The organism is Pseudonocardia sp. Ae331_Ps2 (assembly GCF_001932405.1).
In the GTDB taxonomy this organism is placed as follows: Bacteria; Actinomycetota; Actinomycetes; order Mycobacteriales; family Pseudonocardiaceae; genus Pseudonocardia.
On record NZ_MCIM01000001.1, the window covers coordinates 3,557,764 to 3,574,365 of the forward strand.

At 74.9% G+C, this 16,602-nt stretch carries 13 protein-coding genes, 3 tRNA genes and 1 pseudogene; 5 read left to right on the forward strand and 12 right to left on the reverse strand.

The features are described 5' to 3' along the window. A pseudogene (locus Ae331Ps2_RS33350) lies at positions 1-147 on the reverse strand (IS5/IS1182 family transposase); the annotation flags it as partial. A gap of 90 nt (positions 148-237) precedes the next feature. Between Ae331Ps2_RS33350 and Ae331Ps2_RS17135 the strand changes: the two are divergent. Next, positions 238-660, forward strand: coding sequence for an amidohydrolase family protein (locus tag Ae331Ps2_RS17135; protein ID WP_249265588.1), 423 nt, complete (start codon positions 238-240; stop codon positions 658-660). Between the two features lie 90 nt (positions 661-750). On the opposite strand, the gene Ae331Ps2_RS17140 is transcribed toward Ae331Ps2_RS17135, so the two are convergent. From Ae331Ps2_RS17140 to orn, 4 genes are all read right to left on the reverse strand, one after another. Further along, positions 751-826: transfer RNA gene (locus Ae331Ps2_RS17140), tRNA-Lys, on the reverse strand. Positions 827-850: 24 nt separating this feature from the next. Further along, positions 851-923: transfer RNA gene (locus Ae331Ps2_RS17145), tRNA-Lys, on the reverse strand. A gap of 49 nt (positions 924-972) precedes the next feature. Next, positions 973-1,045, reverse strand: a tRNA-His gene (locus tag Ae331Ps2_RS17150). Positions 1,046-1,109: 64 nt separating this feature from the next. Then, positions 1,110-1,742, reverse strand: a complete 633-nt coding sequence (gene orn, locus Ae331Ps2_RS17155; protein WP_043280303.1) for an oligoribonuclease — start codon at positions 1,740-1,742, stop codon at positions 1,110-1,112. Between the two features lie 79 nt (positions 1,743-1,821). On the opposite strand from orn, the gene Ae331Ps2_RS17160 reads away from it, so the two are divergent. Continuing rightward, a complete protein-coding gene (locus tag Ae331Ps2_RS17160; protein ID WP_075307772.1) occupies positions 1,822-3,381 on the forward strand; it encodes a helicase HerA-like domain-containing protein in 1,560 nt (519 codons plus the stop codon). Here Ae331Ps2_RS17160 and Ae331Ps2_RS17165 read toward each other — a convergent pair. From Ae331Ps2_RS17165 to Ae331Ps2_RS17185, 5 genes are all read right to left on the reverse strand, one after another. After that, positions 3,344-5,032, reverse strand: a complete 1,689-nt coding sequence (locus Ae331Ps2_RS17165) for a PH domain-containing protein (protein ID WP_075307770.1) — start codon at positions 5,030-5,032, stop codon at positions 3,344-3,346. The genes Ae331Ps2_RS17160 and Ae331Ps2_RS17165 overlap by 38 nt on opposite strands. Beyond that, entirely contained in the window at positions 5,029-5,580 is a 552-nt protein-coding gene (locus Ae331Ps2_RS17170; RefSeq protein WP_075307768.1) for a PH domain-containing protein, read from the reverse strand. The genes Ae331Ps2_RS17165 and Ae331Ps2_RS17170 overlap by 4 nt, the downstream gene beginning before the upstream one ends. A gap of 156 nt (positions 5,581-5,736) precedes the next feature. Then, the gene (locus tag Ae331Ps2_RS33855) at positions 5,737-7,875 is read right to left on the reverse strand and encodes a glycosyltransferase family 39 protein (protein ID WP_075307766.1); all 2,139 of its coding nucleotides are present in this window, start codon (positions 7,873-7,875) and stop codon (positions 5,737-5,739) included. Then, positions 7,872-9,158, reverse strand: coding sequence for a bifunctional glycosyltransferase family 2/GtrA family protein (locus Ae331Ps2_RS17180; RefSeq protein WP_075329753.1), 1,287 nt, complete (start codon positions 9,156-9,158; stop codon positions 7,872-7,874). Before Ae331Ps2_RS17180 ends, Ae331Ps2_RS33855 begins: the two co-directional genes overlap by 4 nt. A gap of 83 nt (positions 9,159-9,241) precedes the next feature. Beyond that, entirely contained in the window at positions 9,242-11,422 is a 2,181-nt protein-coding gene (locus Ae331Ps2_RS17185; protein ID WP_075307762.1) for a glycosyltransferase family 39 protein, read from the reverse strand. A 220-nt stretch (positions 11,423-11,642) separates the two neighbouring features. Here Ae331Ps2_RS17185 and Ae331Ps2_RS17190 point away from each other — a divergent pair, with 220 nt between their 5' ends. After that, entirely contained in the window at positions 11,643-12,161 is a 519-nt protein-coding gene (locus Ae331Ps2_RS17190; protein ID WP_198932139.1) for a GNAT family N-acetyltransferase, read from the forward strand. Further along, entirely contained in the window at positions 12,158-12,943 is a 786-nt protein-coding gene (locus Ae331Ps2_RS17195; RefSeq protein WP_075307760.1) for an HAD family hydrolase, read from the forward strand. The genes Ae331Ps2_RS17190 and Ae331Ps2_RS17195 overlap by 4 nt, the downstream gene beginning before the upstream one ends. Here the strand turns inward: Ae331Ps2_RS17195 and Ae331Ps2_RS17200 are convergent. Both Ae331Ps2_RS17200 and Ae331Ps2_RS17205 read right to left on the reverse strand, forming a co-directional pair. Further along, positions 12,940-13,878 (reverse strand): sucrase ferredoxin, encoded by a 939-nt coding sequence (locus tag Ae331Ps2_RS17200; RefSeq protein WP_075307758.1) that lies wholly within the window; start codon positions 13,876-13,878, stop codon positions 12,940-12,942. The genes Ae331Ps2_RS17195 and Ae331Ps2_RS17200 overlap by 4 nt on opposite strands. A gap of 53 nt (positions 13,879-13,931) precedes the next feature. Next, positions 13,932-15,602, reverse strand: coding sequence for an AMP-binding protein (locus tag Ae331Ps2_RS17205; RefSeq protein WP_075307756.1), 1,671 nt, complete (start codon positions 15,600-15,602; stop codon positions 13,932-13,934). Positions 15,603-16,029: 427 nt separating this feature from the next. Here Ae331Ps2_RS17205 and speG point away from each other — a divergent pair, with 427 nt between their 5' ends. Continuing rightward, the gene (gene speG / locus Ae331Ps2_RS17215; RefSeq protein WP_075307754.1) at positions 16,030-16,569 is read left to right on the forward strand and encodes a spermidine N1-acetyltransferase; all 540 of its coding nucleotides are present in this window, start codon (positions 16,030-16,032) and stop codon (positions 16,567-16,569) included. Positions 16,570-16,602: the final 33 nt, after the last annotated feature.

Here is a 16,602-nt window from a genome sequence, read left to right on the forward strand (position 1 = left end):
GATCACCAGCACTGCCTGGGCGAACGGGGTCAACGCCCGCCGCCGGGTGCCACGTCGACGGCGTTGAAGGACCAGGAGCCGCGCCAGATAGGCCACGGTGCGCTCCCCGATCGGGAGGACAGCGGTGTAGGTGACAGGATCAGACATGCAGGACCTCGGTGACGGTGTCGATCTGTGCTGGACCGAACCGATCTACCGGGGTCCTGCCCCGTTCCCGCTCATCTCACCACCCTCGGCGTGTCGCCACGACCTGCCACCCCGCTACTGAGAACACCTCACTTCCTCCATCTGGTCCTCGCCGGGGTGTTCGACCGGTACCCGGACCTGCAGCTCGTCCTCGGCCACTGGGGCGAGATGGTCCCCTTCTACCTCGAACGGATCGAGGAGGCCCTCCCGCAGCGGATCACCCACCTGGACCGTCCGGTCGGGGACTACTTCCGGGAGAACGTCCACATCACCCCGAGCGGGATGTTCAACCAGGCCCAGCTCCGGTTCTGCGTCGAGACGGTCGGGGTGGACCGGATCATGTTCAGCGTCGACTACCCGATGCTGGGCAACGACGGCGCCCGGGCGTTCCTCCGCGAGGCGGACCTGCCCCCGCTCGCGATGGAGAAGATCGCCCACCTCAACGCCGAACGGCTGCTGGGGCTGCCGGGATGAGCACGGCCGGGAACCGTCGGCACCATGAGCTGCAGGGGACAGGACGAGCTGTGGGGGTAGGACGATGACGTCCTACCCCCACAGAATCGGTGGTGCGCCGTCAGGGACTTGAACCCCGAACCCGCTGGTTAAGAGCCAGCTGCTCTGCCAATTGAGCTAACGGCGCGTGCTATTCGGTTGTGATCGTGCGTGCGCCGTCAGGGACTCGAACCCCGAACCCGCTGGTTAAGAGCCAGCTGCTCTGCCAATTGAGCTAACGGCGCATGTGTACTTGTCCGTCGCACGGCTCTGCTGCTGCAGAATCGGCGACCGGGTGAGTGACGGGACTTGAACCCGCGGCCCCCTGGACCACAACCAGGTGCTCTACCAACTGAGCTACACCCACCATCGCGATCTCCCGGACTCCCGGAAGCGCTGGAGAAACTATAGACCGGGGTCCGCGGGAGCCCTCAGCCGGGGGTCGTACCGGTCTGCGGGGGTGCCGCGACGTGCGCGACCGCGGCCGCCGCGGCCTGCGCCTGCTCGGTCGTCGGACCGGGCGGGGCCACGAACAGCGCCTGCCGGTAGTAGGCCAGCTCGCGGATCGACTCGCGGATGTCGGCGAGCGCGCGGTGCGCGAGGCCCTTCTCCGGCTTGGCGTAGAACACCCGGGGGAACCAGCGCCGCGCCAGCTCCTTCACCGAGCTGACGTCGATCATCCGGTAGTGCAGGTACCCGTCGAGCTCGGTCATGTCCCGGGCGATGAAGCCCCGGTCGGTGGCGATCGAGTTGCCGGCCAGCGGCGCGGACCGGGCGTCCGGGACGTGGGTGCGGACGTAGTCGAGCACCATCTTCTCGGCCTGCTCGACCGTGACCGTCGCGCGCCGGACCTCCTCGGTCAGCCCGGACCGGGCGTGCATGTCGCGCACGACGTCGGGCATCGCGTCGAGCTTCGCGTCGTCGCAGGCGATGACGACGTCCACGCCCTCGCCGAGAATGTTCAGGTCGCCGTCGGTGACCAGGGCTGCGATCTCGATGAGGGCGTCGGACCCCAGATCGAGCCCGGTCATCTCGCAGTCGATCCACACCAGCCGATCGGTCATCGTCACAGCCTAGGTGACATCGGTGCGACGGGCGCGAGCCTCGCCCACCACCGTCGGGGGTGTGCCCTAGGCTCGCGCCGTGGCTGACGACACACCCGCTCGCACCATCGCCGCCGGATACGCCACCGACGGACCCGCGCTGGAGCTCGGCACCGTCCTCGTCGACGGCGTGTGCGACCCGCAGGCCAGGGTCCGGATCCCGCTCGCGACGCTGAACCGGCACGGCCTGGTGGCCGGGGCGACCGGCACCGGCAAGACGAAGACGCTGCAGGCGCTGGCCGGGCAGCTCTCCGACGCCGGGGTCCCGGTCCTGCTCGCCGACGTCAAGGGCGACCTGTCCGGCATGGCCCGGCCGGGTGAGCCGAACGACAAGGTCACCGCTCGCGCGACCGACACGGGCGACGACTGGGTCCCGACCGCGTACCCGGTGCAGTTCCTGTCCCTGGGCGACGGCGGCGTCGCCGTCCCGGTGCGGGCGACGCTGACCCAGTTCGGCCCGATCCTGCTGGCGAAGGTGCTCGGCCTCAACGCCACCCAGGAGTCCACCCTCGGCCTGATCTTCCACTGGGCCGACCAGCGCGGGCTGCCGCTGCTCGACACCAAGGACCTGCGCGCGGTCATCACGCACCTCACCTCCGACGAGGGCAAGGCCGACCTCAAGGGCATCGGCGGGGTCTCCCCGGCGACGGCCGGGGTCATCCTGCGGGCGCTGGTCAACCTGGAGGCCCAGGGCGGCGAGGAGTTCTTCGGCGAGCCCGAGTTCGAACCCGCGGACCTGATGCGTCAGGTCGACGGGAAGGGTGTCGTCACCCTGCTGGAGCTGGCCGAACGCGCCGCGAACCCGGTGCTGTTCTCCACGTTCCTGATGTGGCTGCTCGCCGAGCTGTACGAGGAGCTGCCCGAGGCGGGCGACCTGGACCGGCCCAAGCTGGCGTTCTTCTTCGATGAGGCGCACCTGCTGTTCACCGACGCCTCGAAGGCGTTCCTCGACCGCATCGAGCAGACCGTCAAGCTCATCCGGTCCAAGGGCGTCGGGGTGTTCTTCTGCACCCAGCTGCCCACCGACGTGCCGAACGAGGTGCTGTCCCAGCTGGGCGCGCGGATCCAGCACGCGCTGCGGGCCTTCACCCCGGACGACCAGAAGGCGCTGTCGCGCACGGTGCGGACCTATCCGAAGTCCGAGGTCTACGACCTGGAGTCGGCGCTGACCTCGCTGGGCACCGGTGAGGCGATCGTCACGGTGCTGTCCGAGCGCGGCGCGCCGACACCGGTCGCCTGGACCCGGCTGCGGGCCCCGCGCTCGCTGATGGCCGCCCTGCCGGTCGACGACGTCCGCGCCGACGCCGCCGCCTCGCCGTTGCAGGCGAAGTACGGACAGATGGTGGACCGCGAGTCGGCCTACGAGAAGCTCACCGCGAGCATCGCGGCCGGGCCGGGTGGCGAGGCGACGCCGGTCGGGGCGCCCGCCCCTGCTCCGGAACCGGGCCAGGCCCCGCCGCCCCCGCCGCAGGACTCGTCGGGCGGCGGGATCTTCTCCAAGATCGGGGACTTCCTGCAGTCACCGACCGGTCGTCAGCTCACCACCACGGTGACCCGCGAGATCACCCGCAGTCTGTTCGGGACCCGCCGGCGTCGCTGACCCGCGGCGGGACCCGGAACGGCGCGACCGGGTCCGGGGTGACCGCGGCCATGAGCGCGACGGCGTCGGCGGGGTCCAGGTCCAGCACCTGCACCGAGCCGCCGCCCGCGGCGGTGGTCGCCTCCAGCGTCAGCACCCCGGCGCGGCGCTGGAACAGGCTCTGCCGTATCCGCCAGCCGATGACGCCGTCGCGGCGCAGCGCGGTCGTGGTGCGCAGCAGTGACCCGTGTCGGGCGACGAGGTAGTGCTCGTCGAGTCGGTGGCCCAGGGCGCGGTAGCGGTCCAGCGCGAGCGGTACGGCCACCACGACCAGCGCTGCGCTGATCACCATCGGCCCGACCACGACCGGCCACACCGCGGCGTCGAACCAGGCGAACACCCCGAGGGCGGCGGCCGGGACGAGCGCAGGGCCGACCGCGCGCACCAGGCGCCGGGTCCGGGCCCGCGGCGGGTGCGCCCGCAGGGGGCCGTCCGTGACCGGGCCGGTCGCGCGGGTGGCCGTCGCGGCGACCGTGTGGGCGTGCGCGCGGCGCACCGGCGGGCCGAGCGCGCCGCTGCCGGAGTCGGCGTCGTCGCCGGCCAGGCCGACGGCCAGTGCCCCGGCCTGAGCGCCGCCACCCAGGGCCCGCACCAGTAGCGGCTCGGACACCGTCACCCCGCGCAGCCGCTGCTCGGACACCGACAGCGAGCGCTTGGTCAGCAGGCCGCGGCGCACCCGCAGCGTGCCGTCGGGCTCGCGGCTGAGCCGGTAGTCCCACCAGCGTTCGACGAACAGCACGATGCTGCCGACGACCATGACCAGCAGCAGGGCACCGACCGCGACGAGCACCGTCGCCCAGACCGGCGCGGTCGACAGTTCCCCGGCGACGGTGTCGGCACCGGGCAGCGAGCGCGGGTCGAGACCGGTCTCGTTCAGCAGGTTCCAGCCCGCGCCGGCCAGCGCGCCGATCGCGGCCAGCGAGCTGACCGTCAGCGGGGCGTAGCGCAGCGAGGACCAGTCGATCCGGTCGAGCTCCTCGCCGGCGGGCTCCTCCTGGTCCGCCGGGCCGCCGGCGGAGCCGTTCCCGTCGGCATCCCTCCCGTCGACCCCGCCGGGCGCCGTCCCGGTCCCGCCGGGGTCGCTCCCGGTGGCGGCCGTCGCCGGGCTGGCCGCCGCCGTGGCGGGCCGGGCGAGCAGTTCGCGGCGCAGCCGTTCGGCCTCGTCGGTGGTGACGGCGTCGAGGTCGAGGCCCGCGTCCGACCTGCTCTGCCCGGAGCCGACCTTCACCACCGACAGCCCGACGATCCGGTGCAACAGCGGTGCGGTCAGGTCGACGGTGCGGATCCGGTCCCGCGGCACCGAGCGGCGCTGCCGGATCAGCAGCCCGCTGTGCAGCTCGACCCGCTCGTCGGTGATCCGGTAGCGGGTCGTGCGCCACCGCACGACACCCGCCGCGACGGTGACGACGACCGCCGCCCCCGCGATCCAGACCTGGGTCGAGTTGCCGCTGCCCGCACCGAACAGGACGAGCACGACCAGCGCGGGGGCCAGGCGCAGCAGCGCGGTGGCCGGGCCGACGAGCAGCATCTGGACCGGCAGCCGTCGCCACTCGACCTCGTCGGGGGGCGTGCCGGTGCCGGTGCCCGTGGCGGGTGCGTCGGGCTCGGTCACGTCGCGTCCCCGCTGTGCCGCCCGGTCGTCTCGGTGAGCCGTCGGGCGAGCTCGGCGGCGGCGTCGGCGTCGAGCCCGGCGATGCGGACCGGGCCGCGGGCCGACGCGGTCGTGACGGTCACCGTCGCCCGGCCCAGCGCCTGCTGCAGCGGCCCGTGCTCGGTGTCGACCGTCTGCACCCGGGGGATCGGCGCGATCCGCCACTCCCGGACCAGCCAGCCGGACCGGGTGTAGACGGCGTCCTCGGTCACCTCCCAGCGGTGCAGCCGGTACCGCAGACCGGGTACGACGAGCGTCCCGACCAGCAGCCACAGCACGGTCAGCACCCCGGTCGCGATCAGCAGCCCGTGCCAGGGGACCGCGGGCAGCAGGAACCACGCGACGACCTGGCCCACGAGCAGCACGAGAGGGACCGGCACCGCCGAGAGCCGCCACCACCAGATCGCGCGGGGGTCCAGCCGGTTCGCGGGTGGGCGCAACGGGAGCGGCAGCGCGTCGGTCGGGATCCCGGGTCCGGGGTCGCCGGTGCGGGGGCCGGTGGCGGTCATGGCCCCACTCTGCCGAACGGAGCGCGCCGGGAGCATCCGCGCGCGCCGTCGGGGCAGCACACTGTGGCCGAAAGTGGGGTGCAGCCGAGTGGCACACCAGCTGCACCCGTCGACCGGTGACGGGTACCTGGTGTGCCACTCGGCGGGCGACGACGGTCAGTGGGCCTGCGCGGACAGGTCGTAGACCGTGGTGCCGTCGACGGTCGTCGCGGTGTAGTGCTGCGCGACCCAGGCGGTGATCTCCGCCCCGGTGCCGCGAGCGCCGCCGGGGCCGCCCCGCTGGCCGCCGCTGACGAAGTACCGGATGTCGCCGTTCGCGACGTACTGCCGGAACTGGTCCAGGGTGGGGGAGGGGTCGCTGCCGGAGAAGCCGCCGATCGCCATGACCGCGGTGTCCCCGCCCGCGGCGAGCATCATCGACGCCGCGCCCTGGGAGCCGATCGTCGCCGCGGCCCAGCGGGCCGGACCCGCGTCCCGCAGCAGCGCGACGAGCTGCGGGCCGGTCCGCTCGGTCCCCGGACCACCGCCGAACATCCCGCCCGGCCCACCCGCACCGGTCTGTCCCGCACCGGTCTGTCCGGTACCGGGTTGCGCGGCACCGTCCGGGAGACCCCCACCGGCGTCGGCCGGGGCCCCGGTGGCCCCGGGCGCGGCGGTCCCGGCACCGTCGGCCCGGTCGCGATCGCCCCGCCCGTCGCGGAACCCGCCCGGGCCCCGGTCGGCCCCGGCGACCTCCGGCCCCGCGGTCGGGATGGAGCCCTCGTGCGGGGTCGCCACGGTCTGGACGGCGTAGGCCGCCGGCGCGGCCACACCGCTCAGGACCGCGACGCCGACCGCCACGGCGAGCCACCGCCGTCCCCGCGCGGGGGCCAGCAGCGCCGCACCGGACACGACGCCCGCCACCAGCACCACCCAGCGCAGCCAGGGCAGGAACTGCGGCGACCAGCCGAGCAGCACGAATGTCCAGACCGCGGTCCCGACGGTGGCGACGGCGAGCACCCCGCGGACCCACCGGAGGTCACGGTGTCCGAGCAGCTCGCGACCGCCGACCGCGATCAGCGCCGCGATCCCCGGCGCCAGCGCCACCGTGTAGTACGGGTGGACGATCCCCTCCATGAACGACAGCACCAGCACCGTCACCAGCGTCCAGCCGCCCCACACGAGCAGCGAGCCGCGGACGGCGTCGATGCGCGGTGCGCGGCCACGCAGCACCAGCGCCGCGACGAGCAGCAGCAGCGCCGCCGGGAGCAGCCAGGAGACCTGGGTGCCGAACGACGTCCCGAACATCCGCAGGAACCCGGCCTGACCGCCGAAGACCGCGCCGCCGGGGCCACCCGGGGGCATGCCGCCACCGCCGGGGGCACCACCCGGGAACGCACCGCCCGGGAACGCGCCGCCGGGGAACGCACCGGCCGCGGCGTCGCGCGCGGTGTCACCGCCCCGGCCACCCTCGCCGCCGACGATCCGGCCCAGCCCGTTGTAGCCGAAGGCCAGGCCGAGCGGGGTGTTGTCCCCGGACCCGCCGATGTACGGGCGGGCGTCGACCGGCCACAGCGCGACGGCGAGCAGCCACCAGCCGGCGCCGACGACGATCCCGGCACCCCCGACGAGCAGCTGCCACACCCGTCGCCACGGACGGCCGGGCGCGGCCCACAGCCAGGCCAGGGCCAGACCGGGCAGCACCAGGAACGCCTGCAGCGACTTGGCGAGGAACGCGAACCCCAGCACCAGCCCGACCGCGGCGATCCACCGGGTCCGGCCGTCCTCCAGACCCCGGACCAGCAGGTACGCCGCCAGGACGAGCAGCAGCGTGAGCATCGCGTCGGGGTTGTCGAAACGGAACATCAGCGCCGCGACGGGCGTGAGCGCCAGCAGCGCCCCGGCCAGCAGCCCGGCGCCGTGCCCGGACACCCGGCGGACCGCGGCGTACAGCAGCCCGACCGCGGCGACGCCCATCAGCGCCTGCGGCACCAGCAGGCTCCAGGACGAGAACCCGAAGATCCGTGCGGAGATCTCCATCGGCCACAGCGATGCGGGCGGCTTGTCGACGGTGATCGCGTTCTCCGGGTCGAGGGACCCGAAGAAGAACGCCGTCCAGTCGTTCGCCCCGGCCTGCACCGCGGCGGCGTAGAAGGAGTTGGCCCAGCCCGAGGCGGCCAGGTTCCACAGGTAGAGCGCGCCCGTCGCGACGAGCAGCGCGACGACCGAGACGGGTCGTGTCCAGCGGCGTGGACCGTCGGACGGGGGCGGAGGAGCGTCGGACCGGGTGGGGAACCGGTCGAGGGTGCTGGTCACGCGGCGGTCGCCTTCTCGAGCTGGGAGGGGGTGGACCGGGTGCGGAACACCCAGGACCGGAACAGGACGAAGCGCAGCACCGTCGCGACCAGGTTGGCCGCGACGATCACCGCGGCCTCGACGGCCAGGTGCGCGCCGGGGGCGAGGGCGCCGAGCACAGCGAGGGCGCCGGTGGTCAGGACGAGGCCGAGCGCGAACACGATGAGACCCTGGAACTGGTGGGTGACCGCGCGGTCCCGACCACGGACGCCGAAGGTGAACCGCCGGTTCAGCGCGGTGTTGGCGACCGCGCAGACCAGCAGCGCGACGACGTTCGCCGCGATCGGTCCGAGCGTCCCGCGCAGCGCGAGGAACAGCAGCAGGTTCGCCACCGTCGACGCGACGCCGATCGCGGCGAAGCGGGCCAGCTGGAACGGCATCGCCCGCGGCACCCCGGGGACCTCCGGCGGGGCCAGCGGCGCCCGCCCGAGCTGCGCGCGGACCTCGGCCAGCGGTAGCGCACCCGTCGCCAGTGCCCGGCCGACCCGCCACACGCCCTTCAGGTCCGCGACGGCCGTCGCCACGATGTCCACACTGGAGTTCGGGTCGTCGACCCAGTCGACGGGCACCTCGTGGATGCGCAGCCCGGACCGTTCGGCCAGCACCAGCAGCTCGGTGTCGAAGAACCAGGCGGTGTCCTCGACCAGCGGCAGCAGCCGCCGGGCCACGTCGGAGCGGATCGCCTTGAACCCGCACTGGGCGTCGGAGAAGCGGGCCGAGAGCGCGCCGCGCAGGATCAGGTTGTAGCTGCGCGAGATGAACTCCCGCTTCGGTCCGCGCACCACCCGTGACCCGCGACCCAGCCGGGTCCCGATCGCCAGGTCGGAGTGCCCGGACACGAGCGGGGCGACCAGCGGGAGCAGCGCGCCGAGGTCGGTGGAGAGGTCGACGTCGCAGTAGGCGAGCACGTCGGCGTCGGAACCGGACCAGACGTGGCGCAGCGCGCGGCCGCGGCCCTTCTGGTCCAGGCGCACCGTGGTGACCTCGGCGATCTCGGCGGCGAGGCGCTGCGCGATCTGCGGGGTGGCGTCGGTGCTGGCGTTGTCGGCGACGGTGATCCGGAACGTGTAGGGGAACCCGGAGGAGAGGAACTCGTGCAGGCGCCGCACCGAGGACTCCAGGTCGCGCTCCTCGTTGAAGACGGGGACGACGATGTCGAGCACGGTCCGGTCGCGGTCGGACGGACGCGCTCCGGGGCGTCCCGGGTGGGTGCCGGTTGCGGGGCCGGTGACGACTGTGGTCATGGGGTCGACGATCGGGTCCCGGGCTGTCGTGGTTGTGTGATCGACCTGTGCGTCGGCTGTGAGCCGGGCGTCCTGTCGTCGGGTCACGACGCGCCCAGGTCGTAGAGGGTGACGCCGTCGACCGTGCGGGCCGGGAACGTCGCCGCGACCCACTCGGCGATGAGGCGCGCGTCGTCGCTGCCGCCGGAGGCGGTGGAGATCATCCCGGTGCCCGCGGAGCCGATGAACCAGTGGATCCGGTGCTGCGCCACCATCTGCTGGAACTGCGCGAGCGTCGGGTAGGGGTCGGTGCCGTTGAACCCGCCGACGGCGAGCACCGGTGCCCCCGACGCGAGCTGGTAGCCCGCCGCCTGCATTGAGCTCACCGTGGCCGCGGCCCAGGTGAAATCGCCCGCGCCCGCCGAGATCAACCCCGTGACCTGCGACGACGGCGTGGGCGCGCCGAGGATGCCCCCGGGGCCGCCGCCGCGCCCGCCGGCACCGCCCGGACCCCGGGTGGGTCCGCCACCGGCCCACCGGGCGCCCGGCCCACCCGGCCCGCCCGGCCCGCCCGCCGTCGCGGCACCCGGTGCGCCCGCGGACGCACCGGACCCGGCCCCGGCCCCGGTCGCGCTGGCGCCCGCGGCCGCTCCGCTCTGCCCGGCCGCGCCCGCAGCCGCTCCGCCCGGTCCGGTCGCGCCCGGTGTCCCGGCGGCCCCACCGGTGATGGCTCCGGCCGCGCCGGCCGCGCCGCCCGGGACGCCGGCGCCGGCCCACGGCCCGCGCATCGTGCCGTGACCACCCCGGCCCCCGCCCGGGCCGGACGCGTAGCCCGCCGGGCCGGAGCTCGGGATCGCCCCGGTGTGCGGCGTCGCCGCCGTCGCCAGCGCCCAGGCGGTCGTCCCGCCGGCGCCGGCCAGCAGCGCCGCGGTGAGCACCCCGGCCGCGAGCACCCGCGGCATCCGGTGCACCCCGAGCAGCGCGAACGCCGCGCCGAGCCCGACGACGAGCACCGCGGGGCGCAGCCACCAGAGCCATTCCGCGGGCAGCAGCTCGAACGCCCACACCGCCGTCGCCGCGACCGCAGCGGCCAGCCACCACCGGGCGGCCGCGGACGCACGGTCGTGCCACAGCGTCGCCCCGCCGATCCCGACCAGCGCGGCGACCGCCGGGGCGAGCGCGACGGTGTAGTAGCTGTGCACGATCCCGGCCATCAGGCTGAAGGTCAGCCCGGTGACCAGCAGCCAGCCGCCCCACAGCACGGTCGCGGCGCGCAGCGGGTCGGTGCGCGGTGCCCGCCGGGTCCGCCACAGCAGCACCCCGAGCAGCACCAGCGCCGCGGGCAGCAGCCAGGACGCCTCCCGGCCCATCTCCGAGCCGAACAGCCGCAGCAGCCCGGTCTCGCCCCAGCCACCGGCGCGTCCGCCCGCGCCTCCGCCGACGGAGCCGACCTCGTCGCCGGTGAGCCGCCCGACGCCGTTGTAGCCGAGGACCAGCTCCAGCACGCTGTTGCCCTGGGAGCCGCCGATCCAGGGCCGGTCCGCGGCGGGCCACAGCTCCACGACCAGTACCCACCAGCCCGCCGAGACCAGCAGCGCGGCCCCGGCGGCGAGCAGCGCCCGGATCCGCGGCCACCAGGCGAGCGGGGCGGCGAGCAGCCACACCGCGGTGAACGCCGGCAGCACCAGGAAGGCCTGCAGCATCTTGGTGAGGAAGCCGTAGCCGACCAGCAGGCCGACGAGCACCAGCCACCGGGTGCGACCCTGCTCGACCGCCCGGGTGAGGGCGTAGGCGGCGCCGGTCAGGACGAGCACGAGCATCGCGTCGGGGTTGTCGAAGCGGAACATCAGCACCGCCACCGGGGTGAGCGCGAGCGCGGCCCCGGCGAGCAGACCGGCCCCCGGCCCGGCGATCCGCCGGACCGTGGCGTGCAGCAACGCGACCGCGCCGACGCCCATCAGCGCCTGGGGCACCAGCACGCTCCAGCTCGACAGCCCGAACAGCCGCACCGCCAGCCCGATCGGCCACAGCGCCCCCGGCGCCTTGTCCACGGTGATGCCGCCGGCCGCGTCGGAGGCGCCGAAGAACCACGCCGACCAGCTCTGCCCACCGGCCTGCGCGGCCGCGGCGTAGAACGCGTTGGCCCAGCCCGAGGCCGACAGCCCCCACAGGTACAGCGCGGCCGTCGCGGCGAGCAGCACCGCGAGCGGCAGGTGCCGCCACCGGCGGGTCGGCGGGGGAGACGGGGTGGGGGCGGGCCGGGGCCGGGACAGGGTGCTCGTCACCCGGGCGACGCTGCTCCGCCGCGCTGTGCGGAGCCGGTGATCGACCTGTGAACCTCCTGTGCCGGTCCACCCCCGGTCCGTCGATCAGTACATGAGCGCGGTTCGTCCGCGCTGCGACAGCCCTCACGTACTGATCGACGTCGGGACGCCGGCATCCCAGCGGCGGTTGCGGCGGGCCGGTGCCGCGCGGGGTGGGCGGGCCCGGGGGAGGATCGACGGCGTGCCGATCTCCGCCCCGCTCCCGGCGTCGGTCCCGGCGGGCCCGCGGCTGGTGCTCCCCGGCTGGACCCCGGAGGTCGCCGCGGCCGTCGTCGCCGGGGTCCGGCGCGCCGACTGGGCGCCGGACTTCCCCGCCGAGGGCGACCGGATCGTCGCCCGGCTGCTCGCCCGCGACCCGGGCGGGCCGGGCTGGGGCGAGCTCGGCCACCGGCTGCTCGTCGAACGCGACGGCGGCACGGTCGTCGGCGGTGCGGGGCTGTTCCCCGCCCCCGACGACGGCCCGGCCGCCGTCGAGCTCGGCTACGGCGTGGTGCCGTCGCGGCGCGGCCGCGGCTACGCCGTCGAGGCCGCCGGCCTGTTGCTCGCCCTGGCCCGCTCGGCCGGGGCGTCGCCGCTGGTCGCGGGCGTCGAGCCCGGCAACCGGGCGTCGGAGCGGGTGCTGGAGCGGATCGGGATGCGTCCCACCGGGACCCGCGACGGCGTCGCCCGGTTCCGGCTCGACGTAGGGTCGGGGACGTGATCCGGCTGGTCGCGCTCGACATCGACGGCACCATCGTCCACGGGCGCAGGCCCCCGAGCCCCGCGGTCCTCGACGCGATCGCGCTCGCCGGGACCCGGGCCGAGGTGATGCTGTGCACCGGCCGGACCGTCGTCGGCGTGGCCGGTGCGCTGGACGCGATCGGGCTGCGCGACGGCGTCACCCTGACCTCCAACGGCGCGGTCGAGATGGAGACCGCGACCCGCCGGGTGCTGACGATGGAGCGGCTCGCCCCCGAGGCCGTGACCGCCGCCATCGACACGATGACCGAGCTGTTCCCGGGGGCGGTGTTCGCCTGCGAGCACGTCGGCGTCGGGCAGCGGGTCAGCGCCCCGTTCCCCGACGGCGTGCTCGCCGGCACCGTCACCGAGGTCGGCCGCGCCGCTCTGCTCGACGAGCCGACACCCAAGCTGGTCATGTACTGGCCGGGGCACGACCCGGCGGAGACCGCGGCCCGCGCCTCCCGGCTCCGGGTACCCGGCACCGAGCCGACGCTCGACCACGAGCTGCCGTGGGTGACGCTGGTGCCGGCCGGGGTGTCCAAGGCGTCCGGGCTCGCGCGGGTCGCGGCCCGGCTCGGTGTCGACCGCTGCGAGGTCCTCGCCGTCGGTGACGGCGACAACGACCGCGCGATGCTGCGCTGGGCGGGCCGCGGGATCGCGATGGGGCAGGCCCCGCCGGACGTGCACGCCGACGCCGACGAGTCCACCGACACCGTCGAGCAGGACGGCCTGGCCCGCGCCCTGGAGCGTGTGTTCGGCTAGTGCTCGACGGGGGTGCCGGCGACCAGCGGTGTCGCCGCCTCCAGGGCCGCCCCGCAGGACGGCGGCCGCGGCGGCAGCGTCGTGTCGGTCGTGACCGGCACCGTCCAGCTCCGGCCGTCGCGGGAGCGCACGGTGACCAGGTGCCCGTCCGGGCGCTCGCCGTCACCACCCACGCTCGGACCGGCGGCGTCGACCAGCAGCGCCGTGGCGTCCCCGATCCCGGTGTGCTCGCGCACGGCGAGCTCGGCGAGTTGGCCGACCGGGTCCAGCCCGGTGTGCCCGCGACAGCACCACGGGTCCACGCCGCCGCCGGCCGCGGCCTTCAGCGCGGCCAGCGCGCCGCCGGTGTCGAGGCGGCCGTAGGCGTAGCCGGTGGGCAGCACCAGCGCGGTCGGCGCGAACCGGTGCCCGCCGAGATGGGTGCACTCCCACACGTCGGCGCCCTCGGCGGCCAGGTCCCCGGCGAGCGCGCGGCCACGGACGGCGCAGCAGACGTCACGCCTGCCGTGCGCGCACACCAGCATCACCGGGTCGAGCACCGGTGTGCCCGCGCCCGGGTCGAGGTCGATGCCGGCGAGGTCGTCGGTGCTGCGCACGGTGCGCGACCACGCCCGTGAGCCGCCCGGGGTGAGGTCGGCGACGTAGACGGTGCGGGCACCGTCGGCGTCGCAGCGGCCCTCGCGGCCGGGGCGGCGGATCAGCAGCAGGATGACGTCGTCGGCGCGGAGCCGGTCGAACAGCGCGGACACGGCCGGGTCCGGGTGGTCGGCGACCTTCCGCGGCCAGGCGCCGATGTGCTCGACGGCGACGAGGCGACGCACGTGCGGCGCGGTGCCGGTCATCGGCTCGCCGAGCGCCTCGCTCAGCCCGGAACAGCCCGCGACGGGCGCCCCGGCGGGACCGCCGGGTGCGCCACGTGTCGCGGTGACCGTCATCGGGCCATCTTAGGGAAGGTTTGCCTGAGTTCAACCCGGACCGCCCGGACGGGTCACTCCCGGCCGGGCAGCTCGGCGCGCAGCACCTTCCCGGTCTGGTTGCGCGGCAGCTCGTCGAGGAAGTGCACGTCCCGCGGTGCGGCGAACTTCTCCAGGTCGGACTTCACCCGGCTGCGGATCGCGTCCGCGGTGACGTCGGCACCCGGCTCCAGCACCACCCAGGCGGCGAACCGCTGGCCGTACTCGTCGTCGTCCACCCCGAGGACGCAGGCCTCGCGCACCCCGTCCATCCCGGAGATGAGCTCCTCCACCGGGCCGGGGTGCAGGTTCTCCCCGCCCGAGACGATCATGTCGTCGGCCCGACCGGTGAGGAACAGCCGTCCGTGCTCGTCGAGGTGCCCGACGTCGCCGGTCCCCAGCAGCCCGTCGTGCTCCTCCAGGCCCTCCTCGCCGCCGGTGTAGCCCTCGAACGGCAGGTCGTTGCCGACGAACACCCGCCCGTCGACGCCTGCCGGGGCGGGCTGGTCGTCCTCGTCGAGGATGACCAGGGTGGTCCCGGCCGGGGCGCGGCCCGCCGTGCCGGGGGCGTCGCGCAGGTCCTCCGGTCCGGCGATCGAGACCCAGGAGACCTCGGTGGATCCGTAGAGGTTGTAGAGGCAGTCGCCGAAGCGGTCCATGAACCGGTTGGCCTGCCCGCCGGGCAGCGCCGACCCGGAGACGGCCACGATCCGCGGGCCCGCCGGGTCGTCCCGGCCGTCGCCCCAGCCCTCGGCGCCGGACTCCAGGACGCGCTGGAGCATCACCGGCACCGCGAACACCGTGGTGCACCGGCGCTCGCGCACCGCGGCGAGGAACCCCTCCGGGGTGAACTTGCGGCGCAGCACGACGGTCGCGCCGTGCAGCGAGGCGAGCAGCAGCCCGGCGTTGCCCCAGGTGTGGAACAGCGGAGCGGCGATGTGCGTCGGCTCGCCCGCGCGCAGCGGGATCGCCGAGAGGATCGACGCCGCCGGGGCGAGGGTCGACGGGTGCGGCCGCTTGGCGCCCTTCGGCGTCCCGGTGGTGCCGGAGGTCAGCACGATCTGCTTGGACGGCTCCGGCTTGAACGGCAGCTCGCCCGGTCCGCCCCGCTCCACCATCGCGTCGAGGTCGTCGAGCACCCGGTCGCCGGCCGGACGCGGCCCGTCGGGGGTGGAGGTGAGCACGACGCGCGGTCCGGGCGGGACGATGTCGAGGAAGTCCGGGTCGGCGACGAGCGTGTGCAGCTTCTGCTGCTCCTGCACCCCGCGCAGCTGCTCTGCGGAGAGCCCGGTGTTGACCAGTACGACGTCGGCGCCGACCTTGCCCGCCGCCACCATCGCCTCGATCGGTGCGCGGGCGTTGCGGCACAGCACCCCGACCGGGGCGCCCGGTCCGGCGCCCGAGTCGAGCAGGGCCAGCGCGAGGCGGTCGGTGCGTTCCTCCAGCTCGGCGTAGGTGGTGACCCCGTCGTCGTCGACGACGGCGAGCCGGTACGGGTGGCGGGCCGCCCCGACGGCGAACGCCGCGGTGATGCTGTTGCCGTAGCGCACCAGTGCCCGGCCCATCCCGTACAGCTTCCCGGGGCCGAGCGGGCGGACGACTCCCGAGCGGGTCAGGGCCACGGCGGCGCGGGCGGTGCCGCTGCCCAGCTCGTAGGCGGTGCGGGCGGTGCCGGAGAGGTTCTGGAGCAGCGGGGAGCCAGCCATGCGGCGCAGTCTGGCAGGGCGACCCGCCGGGCCGTCGGGTCCGGTGGGGGGATCTGTGTCAGAGGTCACTGAGTATGTCCGTCATGTTTCGTAGGGTGAAGACGATGTGTCCTTCGGTGGCCCACAGGTCGCCGAACTCCACCACACACCGTCGGGGATCCTGATGCGCCTGTACCTGCCCACGCACACGTCCGCTTCCGGCCGCACGCTGGTCCGTGCGGGACGTCCGACCAAGTCGATGCCCGGGTTCGGCGGCATCGCCGGCGTCTGCCGCTGCGGTGCGGCCCGCCCCGCCGACTCGCGCAGCCTGCCGTGGCGCGACTGTCCGTCGTGTACGCCGCAGCGGGCCCGGGTCGGGCGCTGAGCGCACCGGCCTCGTAGGTTCCCGGGGCGACGGGCACGGTGCCCGTCGACCGCGGAGGCCCCCATGAGCACGACCACCCCCGAGATGCGGCTGCGCGCCCTGGAGCGGGAGGACCTGCCGTTCGTCCACGGGCTGTCGAACGACTCCGGGATCATGTCGTACTGGTTCGAGGAGTCCTTCGAGTCGCTCGTCGAGCTGCAGGAGATCTTCGCCCGGCACGTGCACGACAACCGCGAGCGGCGGTTCATCATCGACTGCGCGGGTGAGCGGGCCGGTCTGGTCGAGCTGGTGGAGATCGACTACATCCACCGCAACGCCGAGTTCCAGATCATCGTCGCCCCCGCCTTCCAGGGCCGGGGACTCGCCGCCCGCGCCACCGCCGGGGCCCTCGACTACGCCTTCGGCGTGCTGAACCTGCACAAGGTCTACCTGGTCGTCGACATCGAGAACACCCGCGCCGTGCGTGCCTACGAGCGCACCGGCTTCGTCGTCGAGGGGGAGCTGCGCGAGGAGTACTTCGCCAGCGGTCGCTACCACGACGCCTACCGGATGGCGGTGCTGCAGCGCGACCATCTCGGCCGCACCGTCGACGGACCGCAGTGAGTAGACGGGCCGCACCGAGCTGACCGGACCGGC